The 15,747-nt window shown below is 66.4% G+C and carries 12 protein-coding genes and 3 tRNA genes; 9 read left to right on the forward strand and 6 right to left on the reverse strand.

The window, feature by feature from the left end; translation table 11 throughout:
- Positions 1-52: 52 nt before the first annotated feature.
- Entirely contained in the window at positions 53-727 is a 675-nt protein-coding gene (gene lepB, locus ISP14_RS14755; protein ID WP_404541233.1) for a signal peptidase I, read from the reverse strand.
- 110 nt (positions 728-837) lie between these two features.
- Entirely contained in the window at positions 838-3,210 is a 2,373-nt protein-coding gene (gene ppsA / locus ISP14_RS14760; RefSeq protein ID WP_404541235.1) for a phosphoenolpyruvate synthase, read from the reverse strand.
- 298 nt (positions 3,211-3,508) lie between these two features.
- Here ppsA and ppsR point away from each other — a divergent pair, with 298 nt between their 5' ends.
- Complete coding sequence (ppsR, locus tag ISP14_RS14765) at positions 3,509-4,324, forward strand: posphoenolpyruvate synthetase regulatory kinase/phosphorylase PpsR (protein ID WP_404541237.1); 816 nt, start codon at positions 3,509-3,511, stop codon at positions 4,322-4,324.
- A gap of 26 nt (positions 4,325-4,350) precedes the next feature.
- The gene (locus ISP14_RS14770; protein ID WP_404541238.1) at positions 4,351-4,836 is read left to right on the forward strand and encodes a DUF1249 domain-containing protein; all 486 of its coding nucleotides are present in this window, start codon (positions 4,351-4,353) and stop codon (positions 4,834-4,836) included.
- A gap of 121 nt (positions 4,837-4,957) precedes the next feature.
- Here ISP14_RS14770 and ISP14_RS14775 read toward each other — a convergent pair.
- From ISP14_RS14775 to ISP14_RS14785, 3 genes are all read right to left on the reverse strand, one after another.
- A tRNA-Asp gene (locus ISP14_RS14775) sits at positions 4,958-5,034 on the reverse strand.
- A gap of 38 nt (positions 5,035-5,072) precedes the next feature.
- Positions 5,073-5,148: transfer RNA gene (locus ISP14_RS14780), tRNA-Glu, on the reverse strand.
- A gap of 11 nt (positions 5,149-5,159) precedes the next feature.
- A tRNA-Ala gene (locus ISP14_RS14785) sits at positions 5,160-5,235 on the reverse strand.
- 168 nt (positions 5,236-5,403) lie between these two features.
- On the opposite strand from ISP14_RS14785, the gene ISP14_RS14790 reads away from it, so the two are divergent.
- The 5 genes from ISP14_RS14790 to ISP14_RS14810 all read left to right on the forward strand — a co-directional run bounded on the left by ISP14_RS14790 (position 5,404) and on the right by ISP14_RS14810 (position 10,544).
- Positions 5,404-7,173, forward strand: coding sequence for a cation:proton antiporter (locus tag ISP14_RS14790; protein ID WP_404541240.1), 1,770 nt, complete (start codon positions 5,404-5,406; stop codon positions 7,171-7,173).
- A 187-nt stretch (positions 7,174-7,360) separates the two neighbouring features.
- On the forward strand, positions 7,361-8,155 hold the full coding sequence (locus tag ISP14_RS14795) for an FKBP-type peptidyl-prolyl cis-trans isomerase N-terminal domain-containing protein (protein WP_404541242.1): 795 nt from the start codon (positions 7,361-7,363) through the stop codon (positions 8,153-8,155).
- Between the two features lie 131 nt (positions 8,156-8,286).
- Entirely contained in the window at positions 8,287-9,630 is a 1,344-nt protein-coding gene (locus ISP14_RS14800) for a UDP-glucose dehydrogenase family protein (protein ID WP_404541244.1), read from the forward strand.
- A complete protein-coding gene (locus ISP14_RS14805) occupies positions 9,630-9,842 on the forward strand; it encodes a SlyX family protein (RefSeq protein ID WP_404541246.1) in 213 nt (70 codons plus the stop codon). The genes ISP14_RS14800 and ISP14_RS14805 overlap by 1 nt, the downstream gene beginning before the upstream one ends.
- 144 nt (positions 9,843-9,986) lie before the next feature.
- Positions 9,987-10,544: a DUF2058 domain-containing protein gene (locus tag ISP14_RS14810; RefSeq protein WP_404541248.1), complete on the forward strand. Its 558-nt coding sequence runs from the start codon at positions 9,987-9,989 to the stop codon at positions 10,542-10,544.
- A 78-nt stretch (positions 10,545-10,622) separates the two neighbouring features.
- On the opposite strand, the gene ISP14_RS14815 is transcribed toward ISP14_RS14810, so the two are convergent.
- Positions 10,623-12,686, reverse strand: a complete 2,064-nt coding sequence (locus ISP14_RS14815) for a 3-hydroxyacyl-CoA dehydrogenase NAD-binding domain-containing protein (RefSeq protein WP_404541250.1) — start codon at positions 12,684-12,686, stop codon at positions 10,623-10,625.
- 288 nt (positions 12,687-12,974) lie between these two features.
- On the opposite strand from ISP14_RS14815, the gene ISP14_RS14820 reads away from it, so the two are divergent.
- A complete protein-coding gene (locus ISP14_RS14820) occupies positions 12,975-13,460 on the forward strand; it encodes a hypothetical protein (protein ID WP_404541306.1) in 486 nt (161 codons plus the stop codon).
- The gene (locus ISP14_RS14825; RefSeq protein ID WP_404541252.1) at positions 13,457-15,670 is read left to right on the forward strand and encodes a putative bifunctional diguanylate cyclase/phosphodiesterase; all 2,214 of its coding nucleotides are present in this window, start codon (positions 13,457-13,459) and stop codon (positions 15,668-15,670) included. Before ISP14_RS14820 ends, ISP14_RS14825 begins: the two co-directional genes overlap by 4 nt.
- Positions 15,671-15,747: the final 77 nt, after the last annotated feature.

The raw sequence follows: 15,747 nt of genomic DNA on the forward strand, positions 1-15,747 counted from the left end.
GTGGCTGGCAATGGAGCAGGGAGGGTTTCCGTCGGGCGGCTAACCCTCGCGGTCATTGCAGCGCTTTTCCCCAGCGCTCGCTGCGGGGCAGGTAGTGGTTGCCGGGGTCGAGCGACAGCGCGACCCGGGTCGCGCGGCCGGTGATCTCGTTACGGGGAAAGAACCCGTAGTAGCGCGAGTCGGCGCTGTTGTCCCTGTCGTCGCCCAGCAGCAGGTATTGGCCGGCTGGCACGGTGATCGGGCCAAAATCCAGGCCGTGACCTTGCGCCGCGACGGACCAGCGTACCGCGTGGTGGATGGAGCCCAGGCTTTCCTCGACGTAGCGCGCAGGGTCGGCCCGATCGTCGCGGATGCCTGCGATATGGAGGGGTCGATAGTCCGCGGCGACGCCGTTGACGAAAAGGTGGTCGTCGATGAGTGCCACCCGATCGCCGGGCAGGCCGATGACACGTTTCACCAGGCGTTCGCCCGCCGCGTGGGAGTCGAGCACGACGATGTCGCCACGCGCCGGATCGGCACGCCGCCACAGTGACAGGGAGGTCAACGGCAGGTGCAGGTCGTAGGCGGCCTTGTCCACCAGGATGCGGTCGCCGATGCGGATGGTCGGCTGCATCGAGCCGGTGGGCACCACGTTCCAGTCGGCGACGGCGCTGCGGAACATCACCATGCACAGCATGAAGGTGATGAACCCCTTGTTGCGATAGATCAGTCCCAGGATGGCGCGCACGGTGTCCGCTCCTTAATGTGGTGCAGGAAGGGACTGCCGGCTGCGTGCGAAGGTTCCTGGCGTAGGCTCTAAGGGGCGGTGTCGCCACCGCCCCTTGATCGTCGAACCGGTCAGGCCGCCTTGCGCTTGGCCAGCCGCAGCCAGGTGTCGACCACGGTGTCGGGGTTGAGCGACACGGACTCGATGCCTTGGTCCATCAGCCATTCGGCGAGGTCGGGGTGATCGCTGGGGCCCTGGCCGCAGATGCCCACGTACTTGCCCTTGGCGCGCGCGGTCTGGATCGCCATCGCCAGCAGCTTCTTTACCGCGAGGTTCCGCTCGTCGAACAGGTTGGCGACGATGGAGGAGTCGCGGTCCAGGCCCAGGGTGAGCTGGGTGAGGTCGTTGGAGCCGATCGAGAAGCCGTCGAAGATGTCGAGGAACTCGTCGGCCAGCAGGGCGTTCGAGGGAACCTCGCACATCATGATGACCTTGAGGCCGTGCTCGCCTTGCTTGAGGTCATTCTTCGCCAGTACCTCGACCACCTTGCGGCCTTCCTCCAGGGTGCGCACGAACGGGATCATCACCCAGACGTTGTCCAGGCCCATCGCCTCGCGCACTCGCTTGACCGCCTTGCACTCCAGCCCGAATGCCTCGGCGAAGCTGGGATCGACGTAGCGGCTGGCGCCGCGGAAGCCGATCATCGGGTTTTCCTCGTGCGGCTCGTAGCGCGAACCGCCGAGCAGGTTGGCGTATTCGTTGGACTTGAAGTCGCTCATGCGCACGATCACCGGCTTCGGGTAGACCGAGGCGGCAATGGTGGCGATGCCTTCGGCGAGGCGGTCCACGTAGAACTCGACCGGACCGGAATAGCCGGCGATGCGCTGGTCGATCTTCGCCTTCGTCTCGGCGTCCTGTTTGGCGTATTCCAGCAGCGCCTTGGGGTGCACGCCGATGTGGCTGGCGATGATCATCTCCAGGCGGGCCAGGCCGATGCCGGCATTCGGCAGCATGCCGAAGTCGAACGCGCGCTCAGGGTTGGCCACGTTCATCATGATCTTCAGCGGCGCCTCGGGCATCGCGCCGAGGTCGGCGGTGATGCGCTCGAACTTCAGCTGGCCGGCGTAGATCGTGCCGGTGTCGCCCTCGGCACAGGACACGGTGACCTCGGTGCCGTCGGGGATGCTGTCCAGCGCGTTGTGGGTGCCGACCACGGCTGGCACGCCCAGCTCGCGGGCGATGATCGCCGCGTGGCAAGTGCGGCCGCCGCGGTTGGTGACGATGGCGCTAGCGCGCTTCATCACCGGCTCCCAGTCGGGGTCGGTCATGTCGGCCACCAGCACGTCGCCGGGCTGCACCTTGTTCATGTCGGCCAGCGAGCGGATCACGCGCGCCTTGCCGGCGCCAATCTTCTGGCCGATGGCGCGGCCCTCGGCCAGCACCTTGCCTTTCTCGCTGAGGTGGAAGCGCTCGAGCTGGGTGGCGTGCGCACGCGACTTCACCGTTTCCGGGCGCGCCTGCACGATGTACAGCTTGCCGGTGTTGCCGTCCTTCGCCCACTCGACGTCCATCGGGCGGCCGTAGTGCTGCTCGATGATCAGCGCCTGTTTCGCCAGCGATTCCACGTCGGCATCGCTGATGCAGAAGCGGTTGCGCAGCTCGGCCGGGGTGTCCTCGGTCTTCACGCGCTCGCCGGGCTGGTTCGAATAGACCATGCGCAGCTGCTTGGCACCGAGGTTGCGGCGAAGCACGGCGGGCTTGCCGGCCTTCAGCGTGGGCTTGAACACGTAGAACTCGTCAGGGTTCACCGCGCCCTGCACGACCATCTCGCCGAGGCCGTAGCTGCCAGTGACGAACACCACGTCGCGGAAGCCGGATTCGGTGTCCAGCGTGAACAGCACGCCGGAGGCGCCCACATCCGAGCGCACCATCAGCTGCACGCCGGCGGAGAGGAACACGTTCTCGTGCGCGAAGCCCTGGTGCACGCGGTAGGCGATGGCGCGGTCGTTGTACAGCGAGGCGAAAACTTCCTTCACCTTGTGCAGCACGTCCTCGATACCGACCACGTTGAGGAAGGTTTCCTGCTGACCGGCGAACGAAGCGTCGGGCAGGTCCTCGGCGGTGGCGGAGGAGCGCACGGCCACGGCGATATTGTCCGCGCCGGCGTCATTGCACAGCTTGGCGTAGGCGTCGCGGATCGCCTGGTCGAGATCGGAGGGCAGCGGGGTTTCGGTGACCCACTCGCGGATCTCCTTGCCAGCCTTGGTGAGCGCGTCCACGTCGTCCACGTCCAGGTCGGCGAGGCGCGCCTGGATGCGTTTGGCCACGCCGCTCTTTTCCAGATACTGCTGGAACGCGTCGGCGGTGGTGGCGAAGCCCCCGGGTACGGAGACGCCCAGCTTGGCCAGGTTGCCGATCATTTCGCCGAGCGAGGCATTCTTGCCGCCGACCTTGCCGAGGTCGGTCATGCGCAGTTGGTCGAGCCAGAGCACCAGGTGGTTCAAGGGGATCTCCTCAGGGAAGTGCTGCAGATGGTGGAATGGTCGCGAAGCGCAGGCACAAAGCGGGCCGCAAAGGATTGGTATTGTCCGCTGCCGATGGTGCGTAGCACAAGAAGACCAATGCCAGCCGGTGTCGCGCCAACTGCATACCAGTCAGGCGGGAGTCGGTGTGGGGAGGGCACCCGCGGCGCTCCGGCGGCCTTGGTGGCATCCGCGTCGGGTTGCCGGGACAGCTGGCGACAGTTTTCGGACCTTGCGCTAAGGTGCGCGGCAGGCAGGTGCCTCGACCATCGGACTTTTCATGCAGCGCACGGTCTTCTTCATTTCCGACTCCACCGGCATCACGGCCGAGACGATCGGCAACAGCATCCTCGCGCAGTTCGAAGGGCTGCGTTTCGACAAGCACCGCTTGCCCTTCATCGACGACGCGCACAAGGCTGAAGCGGCCGCGCTGCGCATCAAGACGCATTACGCGAAGAGCGGCGAGCGGCCGATCGTGGTCAACACCATGGCCGACCGCGCGCTGTGCGAGATTGTCGCCGCCAGCGGTGCGTTGATGCTGGACGTGTTCGCGCCGTTCATCGGCCCACTGGAAGCGGAGCTGGGCGCCAAGCGTTCCGGCGCGGTGAACCGCTCGCACGGTCTGGTGGACTTCGAGAAATACGAGGCGCGCATCAACGCCACCAACTACGCGCTGTCGCACGACGACGGCATCGACGTGGACTACGCCCAGGCCGACCTGATCCTGGTTGGCGTGTCGCGCTCGGGCAAGACGCCGACGTGTCTGTACATGGCCTTGCATTACGGTGTCAGCGCCGCCAACTACCCGCTGACCGACGAGGACCTGGAAAAGCTTGAATTGCCGGCGCGCCTGCGGCCGTACCGCGACCGCCTGTTCGGCCTCACCATCGAGCCCGAGCGGTTGGCGCAGATCCGCGAGCAGCGTCGGGCGGGCAGTCGCTATGCCACGATCAAGCAGTGTCGCTGGGAGCTGGAACAGGCCGACCGGCTGATGCGCCAGGCCGGTATCCCGTTCCTCAATACCACGCACGTGTCGATCGAGGAGATCGCGAGCAAGATCTTCGCCAGCTTCGGCATCGAGCGCACCATGTACTGAAACCGCACAGGAGTAGCCAGCGTCCCATGAGTGCCGTACTCGACGACCGCCACAGCCTTTTGCCGGGACGCTTCGAGTTCCTGATGGGGCTGTATGCGGAGAACTACCACCGGCTGACGCGGCTGTTCGCGCCCCAGCAACTGGTGCCGGGGCAGTACGTGTCGGACGTCGACGACGGACTCAACGTGCACCTGGCGGTGCAGGAGCGCCATCCCTATACGCTGGAGCTGGAGCTCACCTACGATTTCGTCGATGCGCACACCGGCCATCGCGCGCCCTCGGCGCAACTGCGCATGTACACCGATGCCCACGTGGCCGAGGCGCTGCATTGCCATCCCGGGCGCCATCTGTGGCAGGTGCTCGGGCCGTTTGCGCCGGCACATACAGTGTTCCAGCATCGCCTGCAGATGAACGGCTTTCTCGCGCGCTGGTTGGAATACCTGGCGGAGCAGGGGCATTCCGTTGGCACGCTGGAGCCGCAAGGAGAGGCGCACGAGCGCGAACGGGAATAGCGGGGCTTTGTTGAAGAGTGCGGCCGGGGGGGGGGGCGCTTCTTGATCTTCGCGTTCACGGACGAGCGCAAAAATACAGCCCAACAAAAAAGCCGCCCTGAGGCGGCTTTTTTGTTGTTCGTGGCGGAGCGGACGGGACTCGAACCCGCGACCTCCGGCGTGACAGGCCAGCATTCTAACCGACTGAACTACCGCTCCACATTTGTTTCCAGCTAACGTACAACGCGAACCAATCCTGGCGTCCCCACGGGGATTCGAACCCCGGTCGCCACCGTGAAAGGGTGATGTCCTAGGCCTCTAGACGATGGGGACGTTTGTCAGATTGGTGGAGCCAGGCGGGATCGAACCGCCGACCTCCTGCATGCCATGCAGGCGCTCTCCCAGCTGAGCTATGGCCCCGCCGCTGGAAGCCGCAAAGAATAGGCGTGGGTCGCATATCCGTCAAGCTTTTTTTCAAGAAATTTTCACATGGCTGCCGATGATCGACCGGCGTGATTCGTCGGGCATCGGTCCGGCGTGCGCGACGCATCGTTTAAGCTTCCAGCACCGGCGTAACCAGAGGAAGACATGCACGAGATCGGCTTCATCCGCGACCTCGCGATCGTGATGCTCGTGGCCGGCGCCGCCACGATCCTGTTCCAGCGCCTGCGCCAGCCGGTGCTGCTGGGCTACATCCTGGCCGGCGTGCTGATCGGCCCACATACGCCAGGCATGCTGGTGGCCGATGCGCAGGCCATCGACGACATTTCCAACCTCGGCGTGGTGTTGCTGATGTTCACGCTGGGCCTGGAGTTCAGCGTGCGCAAGTTGCGCGAGGTCGGCATCGGCGTGCTCGCGGTGGCGGTGCTGGAAGTGGGCCTGATGCTGTGGATCGGCGTAGGCCTGGGCGGACTGTTTGGCTGGAAGGGCATAGATGCACTGTTCCTAGGCGCGATCATCGCGCTGTCCTCGACCATGGTCGCCACACGCACGCTGAAGGAGGGCGGCAAGCAGGGCCAGCCATTCGCGAAGCTGGTGGTGGGCCTGCTGGTGGCGGAGGACGTGCTCACCATCGTGATGCTGACCCTGCTCACTGCGGTGGCGATCGGCGGCACCGTGCAAGCGGATGCCGCATTCGCGCTGGTCGGCCACCTCGGACTGTTCGTGGTGGTGGGCATGATCCTGGGCTTGCTGCTGCTGCCGCGGTTGGTGGACTACGTGGCCGGCTTCGGCCGCGACGAAACCTTGCTGGTGAGTGTGCTCGGCATCTGTTTCGGCGCCAGCCTGCTGGCAGCGTGGATGGGGTTCAGCGTGGCGCTGGGCGCCTTCCTCGCTGGCGCGGTGGTGGCCGAGGCACGCAGCGTGGGGCGCGTGTTGCACTTGATCGAGCCGCTGCGCGACATGTTCGCTGCGCTGTTCTTCGTGTCGATCGGCCTGAAGATCGATCCCACGATGCTGTGGCAGTACGCGCTGCCGGCGCTGTTGATCGCCGCGGTGGTGATCGTGGGCAAGACGCTGGCATGCGGCCTGGGCATCCTCGCGGTGGGGCACGATGCCCGCACCGCGTTGCGCTCGGGCCTGAGCATGGCGCAGATCGGCGAGTTCTCGTTCGTGATTGCCACCTTGGGGCTGTCGCTGGGCGCGATCAGCGATTTCCTGTATCCGATCGCGGTGGCGGTGTCGGTGCTGTGCATGGCGGTGTCGCCGTACCTGGGACGCTCCGCCGACCGCTTGGCGGATGGCCTGTCGCGCGTCACGCCGCATTCGTTGCGCTTCCTGGCCGACAGCTACAGCGGCTGGCTGGAGAACCTCAAGCCGGTCAACGAGAACGCGGTGCTGGCGGCGATGCTGCGTCGCCTGCTATGGCACATTGCGGTCAACGTGCTGCTGGTGGTCACGCTGTTCGTGATCGGTGCCTACGTGAACTCGCACGGCTGGGATGTATTCGCGCAGTTCGGCATCCATCGCGACCTGCGCCATACGCTGATCTGGGCCGGCGCGCTGTTCCTGTCGCTGCCGATGCTGATCGCCGTGTACCGCAAGGCCGAGGCGCTGGGCATGCTGCTGGCCGAGCTGGGCATCCGCGAACGCTTCGCCGGCGCCTACACGCATGCGATCCGCAACGTGCTGGCGCGGATGATCCCGCTGGCCACCTTGTTCGCCCTGGCGCTGTTGGTCAGCGCGCTGGGTTCGGCGATCCTGCCGCCGCGCGGGGTGGCGCTGTCGCTGCTGGTGGCCGGCGTGGTGCTGGCCGTGGTGCTGTGGCGCACGCTGGTGAAGCTGCATGCGCGGCTGCAGGCGGCCCTGAAAGAGACGCTGGACAAGCCGGAACCGCCCGAACACGGCAATTCCGCCTGAAGGAATGTCATCGCACGGCCCGGTTCGGCGTTTCCCGCATAGCCGCGACTTGAACCTTTCCGTGGCTTGACTGTCCCACCTAAACCCGATTGCAAGCCCGGCGCGGCCGCCTCACAATGGGCGACCAAGCCTCCGCAGTGGAGGCCCGGCCGGCGGCACCGGCATATCCAATACGAGGGAGTTTCGAATGAAGCATTTTCTGCGCCCCACGCTGACGGCGGTGGCGATGACCGCGGCGCTGGGCCTGTCGGCGGGTGCGTTCGCCGCCCAGAAGACCACCAGCAAGCCCGCCAGCAGTGCCGCCGGCACGACTGACAAGGCCAAGGCCAGCTACGTGGTGGGCTGGGAGATTGCTTCCCAGGTTCCGCCGATCATGCGCGACGAGCTGGACCCGGCCACCGTGGCGAACGCGGTGAAGGCTGCGCTTTCCGGCGAGAAGCCGAGCATGAGCGAGGCCGAGGCCAAGCAGGTGCATGACGCCTTCATGGCCAAGATCAAGGCCAAGTACGAAGCCGAGATGACCAAGCTGGCGGCCAAGAACAAGGCCGAGGGCGACGCCTTCCTCGCCAAGAACAAGACCCAGCCGGGTGTGAAGACCACGGCCTCGGGCCTGCAGTACCAGGTGATCAGCCAGGGTACCGGCGCCCGCCCGGGCCCGGGCGATACGGTGAAGATCAACTACACCGGCAGCTTCATCAACGGTGAAGTGTTCGACGCTTCCGCCAAGCACAACCCGCCGGGTGCGGCCGACATCCCGCTGGCCGGCGTGATCCCCGGTTTCCGCGAAGGCCTGCAGCTGATGCAGGTGGGCGGCCACTACAAGCTGTTCATTCCGGCGAGCCTGGCCTACGGCGCCGAGCCGCAGCCGCCGATGCCGCCGAACGCCACGCTGATCTTCGACGTGACCCTGGTCAGCACCAAGGCGACGCCTGCCGCTCCCGCACCCAGCAACGCCAGCGGTGGCGGCGACAGCGGCCAGTAAGCACGGCCCTGGCAGTCCCCGTCGAGAGGGCGCGAAGCGATTCGCGCCCTCTTGCTTTCCTGATTGTCCAACCGCGGCAATGGTCGCGCGGTTAGAATGCATGTTCGCGTTCCAGAGGAATCGGCAGCACGATGAAAGTCACGATCTTCGGCACCGGCTATGTCGGCCTGGTTACCGGCGCCTGCCTCGCCGAGATGGGCAACCATGTGGTCTGCGTGGACATCGACGCGGGCAAGGTCGAACGCCTGAAGCGCGGCGAGATTCCGATCTATGAGCCGGGCCTGGAGCCCATCGTCAAGCGCAATCATGCCGACGGCCAGCTCGACTTCACGACCGAGGCCGCGCCGGCGATCGCGCACGGCGAAACAATCTTCATCGCGGTAGGCACCCCGCCTGACGAGGACGGCAGCGCCGACCTGCAATACGTGCTGAGCGTGGCGAAGACCATCGGCCGGCACATGGATCGCTACACCGTGGTGGTGAACAAATCCACCGTGCCGGTGGGCACCGCCGACCGCGTACGCACGGCGATCGCGGCGGAGCTGGCGGCGCGCGGCGCGAGCATCGAGTTCGACGTGGTCTCCAACCCCGAATTCCTCAAGGAAGGCGACGCGGTGGAGGATTGCCTGCGCCCCGACCGCATCGTGATCGGCAGCTCCAGCGAGCGCGCGGTGGCCGTGTTGCGCAAGTTGTACGCACCGTTCAACCGCAACCACGAACGCACCGTGGTGATGGACGAGCGTTCCGCCGAGCTGACCAAGTACGCCGCCAACGCGATGCTGGCGACCAAGATCAGCTTCATGAACGAGATCGCCAACATCGCCGAGCGCGTGGGCGCCGACGTGGAGCTGGTGCGCCAAGGCATCGGCGCCGATCCGCGCATCGGCTACCACTTCATCTATCCCGGCGCGGGCTACGGCGGCTCGTGCTTCCCGAAGGACGTTCAGGCGCTGGAGCGCACCGCGCGTAGCGTCGGTTATGAGGCACGCGTGCTCGGTGCGGTCGAGGCGGTGAACCACGACCAGAAGACTAAGTTGTTCGACCTGATCGCGCGCCATTTCGACGGCCAGCTGCAGGGCCGGACCATCGCGCTGTGGGGCCTTGCGTTCAAGCCGAACACCGACGACATGCGCGAGGCGTCCAGCCGCAACCTGATGGAAGCGCTGTGGGCCGCCGGCGCCCGCGTGCAGGCCTTCGACCCGGAGGCGCGCGAGGAAACCCGGCGGATCTACGGCGATCGCGCCGATCTCGTGCTGTGCGAGCACGCCTACGATGCGCTGCAAGGCGCCGACGCGCTGGCCATCGTCACCGAGTGGAAGGCCTTCCGCAGCCCGGACTTCGCGCGTATCCGCGCTGCGCTGAAAACCTCGGTGATCTTCGACGGCCGCAATCTCTACGATCCCGCGGCAGTGGAGGAGTCGGGCGTGGCCTATTACGGCATCGGCCGTGGCCGCAGCCTGCAGCAGGCGCGGTGATGAACGCGATCGAACAGCGCCTGGCCGATCTCGAAGTACGGCTGACCTTCATCGACGACACCGTGCAGGCACTGGCCGCGGCCGACGCCGAACAGGCGATGCGCATCGTCGAGCTGGAACGCCTGCTGCATCTGCTGCGCCAGGAATTGCAGAGCGTGCGCTTGGGGCCAGGGCACGATCCGCACAGCGAACCGCCGCCGCCGCACTATTGAAAAGTGCGGCCAAGGATGGCCGCCCGTTTGATCCTCGCGATCATGGATGATCGCAAATGAATTGATAGTGCGGTCAAGGATGGCCGCCCGTTTGATTTCCGCGATCATGGACGATCGCAGTAATAAAGCATCGGAATCACGATCATGAGTGAATCACTGCGCGACCAGCTGCTCAAGAGCGGTCTCGTCAAGCAAGTCCGCGAAGAAAAACGCGGCAGCGAAGGCAAAGGCAGGCCAAGCCCCGGCAAGGCTCATGGTCACGGTGGCAAGCCGCCGGCGCCGCGCCGCAACCAGGAAGAGATCGACCTGGCCAAGGCCTACGCGATTCGCGCGCAGACCGAAGCGATCGAGCGCAAGCGCGCCCAGCAAGAGGCCGAGGAACAGGCGCGCCTGCGTCGCGAGCGCAAGCAGAAGATCCAGCAGTTGCTGGAGGGCAAGGCGTTGAACAAGGCCGAGACCGAACTGGTGCGCAACTTCGAATACGGCGGGAAGATCCGCCGTATCCACGTCGATGCGGCCCAGCTGGCAGCGCTCAATGCGGGTGAGCTGGGCGTGGTGCAGCAGGCGGGGCGTTACCTGCTGGTCGCGCGCGACATCGCCGAACAGGTGCGCGCGATCGACGAGCACCTGCTGGCCGTGCTGGTCGATCCGAATGCGTCCGGCAGCGACGACGACGGCGTGCCCGACGATCTGGTCTGGTAAGACGGTCCGCCTGCTGTTGGCCCTCAAGAAAACGCCCGGCACCTGGCCGGGCGTTTCGTTGGTGAAGCAAGTGCGAGCTCAGATAGTGTCGGCACCCGCCGACAGTGACGGATGCTCCCAGCCTTCCTTGGGCGTGAAGCGCGCGCCATGGCGCTGCGCCAATTGTTCCAGCCTTGCCTTGACCGAGTCCACGCCCTCGCTGCGCAGGTACTGGATCGGACCGCCGCGGAAGGGCGCAAAGCCGGTGCCGAAGATCACGCCGGCGTCGAGCAGGTCGGCGTCGTCCACCACGTCGTCGGCGAGGCAGGCCACTGCCTCGTTTACCATGGGCAGGATCATGCGGTCGGTGAGATCAGGTGCCGGCGCGTAGTCGGGATCGACCTCCGGCTTGATCGGCTTGCCGTCCTGCCAGACGTACAGGCCTTGACCGTCCTTCTTGCCGCGCTTGCCGGCGTCGAGCTTGTCTTCCAGCCCGGGCGGCAGCTCCAGGCCAAGGAAGGGCGCGAGTTCCTTGCCCACCGAGGCGCACACATCCAGGCCCACGGTGTCGGCCAGCTCAATCGGCCCCATCGGCATGCCGAACTGCTTTGCCGCCTTGTCCAGCACCGGGCCGGGCACGCCCTCGTTGTACAGGCGCAATGCCTCCAGCAGGTAGGGCATCAGGATGCGGTTGACCAGGAAGCCTGGCGTGCCTTTCACGGCCACCGGCAGCTTGCCGATCGCCTTGCAGAAGGCCAGTGCGCGCTTCTCGATCGCCGGATCGAGCTTGTCGTGGCGCACCACCTCGACCAGCGGCATCTGCGCCACAGGATTGAAGAAGTGCAGACCGAGGAAGCGTTGCGGCGCTACGAGATTCTTGCGCAGTTCATCCAGCGGGATGCTGGAGGTGTTGCTGGCGAGGATTTCCGCGGCCTGGAATTGCGGTTCGATGGCGGCGTACAGCGCCTCCTTGGCTTCGGCGTTCTCGTAGATCGCTTCGATGGCGAGGTCGGCGCCCTTGACGCCGGCGCCTTCCACATCGGCGCGCAGGCGACGAACCGCGGCCTCGATCTTCTCGGGTGTCTTCAGCTTCTTCTCGTAGAGCTTGCGGGCGCGATCCAGCGCGGGCTGGATGAACTTCATCTCGCGGTCCTGCAAGGTCACCGCAAAGCCCTTGAGCGCGGCCCAGGCGGCGATGTCGCCGCCCATCACGCCGGCGCCCACCACGTGCACATGCGAGATGCCGTGTTCGGTGCCGGCGCCCTGGTTCTTCAGCCGTTCCTGCAGGAAGAACAGGCGGATCAGGTTGTGTGCGGTAGGCGTCTGCGCCAGTTTCGCCACCGAGCGTGCTTCCAGCTTCAACCGCTGGCGGATGTCGCCGCCGCCGCGCTGCCACACGTCGATCATCGCGAACGGGGCGGGATAGTGCTCCCTGCGCACCTTGGCGGCGGTCTGTTTCATCACCATCGGCGCGAGGATCTGCCGCGCCGGCCAGCAGTTGCTGAGCCAGGCTTTGGCGCGTCGCGCGAACGGCCGCGGCTGTGGGCGGCGCAGCAGTGCGCGTGCCTCGGCCAGCAATTCCTCGGCTGGCGCCACACGGTCGATCACCCCCAGTGCCAGCGCACGCTTCGCCGACAGCGGCTTGCCGGTGAGCATCAGGGGCAGCGCGTCGAGGGCGCCGATCAGCCGCGGCAGGCGCGCCGTGCCGCCCCAGCCGGGATGGATGCCAAGCATCACCTCGGGCAGGGCGATCCTGGTTTTGTCATCGTCCGCGGCGATGCGCTGGCGGCAGGCCAGGACCAGCTCGGTGCCACCGCCCATGCAGGCGCCATGCACCGCCGCCACCGTGGGGCAGGGCAGCCGGGCCAGTGCCTCGTACACCTGCTGACCGTTCTCGATGTTCTCCAGCACGCTGCCTTGTTTGGCGTACTCCACGAATTCCTTGATGTCCGCACCCACCGCGAAGCCGGCGGGCTTGGCGGAATGCACAATCACACCGGCCGGCTGCTCGATCGCCAGCCGCTCGACGATCTGGCCCAGCTCATCGAGCACGGCGCGGTTGATTGCGTTGACGCTGCTGCCGGCACGGTCGAGGCCGAGTGTGACGATGCCGCGCTCGTCCAGACTCGTCTTCCAATGGTTGAAGCGCAATCCTTCGAACATGGGATCAGGGAAGTGGTGGACGAAGCCCGAACCATACCGTCCCGTCCGGACGAATGCGAGATGCGGTCCGGGCATCTCGGTGGGCGCTGCGCCAGGCGCGGACTTGCGTCGACTTTCGGAATCTTCCGATCGGTTGAATGTGAAGCGGTTCGCCCACCGCAGTGGCGAACAGGCGCCAGAATGGTCGGAAACCGTGGAGAATGCGCCACGGGGGACTGGTGGTCGGCGTAGCATCGTTGCCGGCTGCATCGAACGATTCAGGGAGCCACGATGACATCGATGATGGATATGCCCTTGCCATCTTCCGGTCACGACGTCTTCGAGCGGATCCTGGCCGCGCCTGCCGGCGTGGTGGCTGTGCGCAGCGAAGACGGCGGGGCGTTGCTGGAACAATTCCGCGGCATCGCCCGCCACAGCGGACAAGCGGTTTACCTGTGGCAGCCGGGCGTGGGCCTGTCCAGCCTGCGCGATGCGTATGCGCGTGTGCCGGATGCGCAACGTCTCGGCCAGGCCTTGCGCTACATGCAGCAGAGCATGCATTTCGGGGTCTACATACTGCAGGAACTGGAATTGCCGCTGGCGCCGACCGACCTTGCCCTGTTGCGACAGCTGGCGCGGGCGAACACCGGGCAACTGCGCCGCGTGGTGTTGTTGAATGCGCCGCTGGCCTTGGTCGAGCAGCTGGGCGAATTGATCGCCTTCATCGATAGCGAGCCCGAGTTGCCGCAGCGCCTGCGCTTGCGCGATGGCCGTTGGCTGAGCGGACAGGCATGAGCGAAGGCATCCTCGTACTGGCCGCACAACGCGATCTGCGTCGCCGCCTGTTCGACGTGTTCGACCGGGCAGGCTGCCGGCATATCCACAGCGCTCGCGACGCGCAGCATGCAGCGATCCTGCTGGAGGGACGCCAGTCGCTGGAGCTGATGGTGGCTGTGCTCGGCAACGACGAGGCGCAGGCCCGCCGTTGCTGCGAGCAACTGTGCGCCCTGGCGGCTGGCGCCGGCGTGCCGTTGCTGGCGATCCTGGACGAAGACGCGCCATTGCAGGTTGCCCAATTGCCCGACGGCATCGCCGGCTGGCTGCCCGCCGGCCAGATCGAAACCGAGCTGCTGACACGCTGGAAGCAGCTGCCGTCGGCTGCGCCTTCGGCAGGACCCGCACCCGCGCGCAGTGCAGCGGAAAACGCGCTGGCCCTGCTGGCCCGCATTTTCGCCACCAGCGGCGGTGGCGCCACCCGCGATGCCTCGGCGCGGCTGCTGTTCGACGAACTGGCGCTGGACTATCTGGCCGTATGGCCGGTGCGCGGCGAAGGCGGCGAGTTCCTGGCGCCGCTGCTGCAGCTCTGGAACGGTGCGGAGCCGGCGTGGCCGCCGCTCGAGTCGCAAGCCACGCTGCAGCGTGTCCTGGGCGGGGAGTCGGTGCTCTACCGTGGCGACGCGCAGCAGCGCATGCCCGCGGACCCCTTGCTGCCTTTGCTCGAGCTGTCGGGTTTCGTCGGACTGCCGTTGCTGGACGAGCGACGGGTGGTGCTGGGTGCGATGCTGGCCGGCACCCGGCGCGGCTTCGACGACATGGCGATCGTCGAGCCCTTGCTTCGTTGCGCGGCAGCACGCTTCGCGCAGGGACTGGAGCTTGGACTCACGCGCGAGCAGGGGCGTGCCGAAGGCCTGCTCGATGCGCTTACCGGCCTGCCGAACCGCCTTTTGTTCGGCGACCGGCTGGAGTCGATCCTGCGCGAGGCGGTGCGCAACGGCGAGTGCTTTGCCGTGCTGTTCGTGGATCTCGACCATTTCAAGGCGGTCAACGACACCCACGGCCACGCCGCCGGCGACCAGGTGTTGCAGGAAGTTACCCGTCGCCTGCGCGGCAGCGTGCGCGCCTCCGACACGGTGGCGCGCTACGCCGGCGACGAGTTCACTGTGGTGCTGCGCCACATCGTGAAGAACGACGACGTGCAGCGGGTCGCGGAAAAGATCTTGCAGGTGATCGCCGAGCCGGTGCAGCTGGAAAACGGCGCGCGGTTGCAGGTCGGTGTGTCGATCGGCGTGAGTTTCTTCCCCGACGACGCGGCCGACGCGGAAACCCTGCTCAAGCATGCCGACGAGGCGATGTACGCGGCCAAGCGCCAGGGGCGCAACAACTGCCGCATCTACGAGGTGAGTCCGGAATATGCGCGCGAGCACGGCATGGCGCTGCGCTCGCGCCTGCGCCATGCCCTGGGCAACGGTGAGCTACGCCTGGTCTACCAGCCGCAGGTCGGCACCGAGAGCGAGGACATCGTGGGGATGGAGGCGCTGCTGCGCTGGGAACATCCCGAGCTGGGGCCGATCAGTCCCGCGGTGTTCGTGCCGCTGGCCGAGGAGACCGGCCTGATCGTGCCGATCGGCGAATGGGTGCTGCGCACGGCGTGTCGCCAGGCTCAGGAGTGGGAGCAGCGCTATGGCCTGCGCCTGCGCCTGGGCGTGAACCTGTCCGCGCTGCAGCTGATGGAACCGAAGCTGCCGACCACCGTATTCCGTTCGCTGCAGGAAAGTGGGCTCGACCCCACCTTGCTGGAACTGGAGATCACCGAAAGCATCAGCATCAAGGCCGCACCGAACCTGGTGGAGAACCTGCAGGCGCTGCACCGGCTGGGCTGCCGCATCGCGATCGACGATTTCGGTACCGGCGCCGCCTCGCTGGACTATCTGCGCAAGCTGCCGGCCGACCGCATCAAGGTCGACCAGAGTTTCGTCCGCAACATCGGCGTGGACCCGGACGACGAGGCGATCGTGCGCGCCACCATCGAAATGGCGCACCGGCTCAAGCGCACTGTAGTCGCCGAAGGGGTAGAGACCGAGCAGCACCTCAGCTTCCTGCGCGCCCATCAGTGCGACGAGTTGCAGGGCTACCTGTTCTGCCGGCCGCTGCCGGTGGTTTCCTTCGAGCGGCTGCTGGCCGAACGCCAGCACCTGCTGGGCCAGTCGGCCGCCGTGCCGGCTTGAGCCGGGCGGCATTTGTCCCCATCCTTGACCGATCCGCCGCAGCCACGGCGGGTCAACCAATGGCAGGCCCGAACGTC

It is taken from the genome of Dyella agri (assembly GCF_044904705.1).
Lineage (GTDB): Bacteria > Pseudomonadota > Gammaproteobacteria > Xanthomonadales > Rhodanobacteraceae > Rhodanobacter_A > Rhodanobacter_A agri.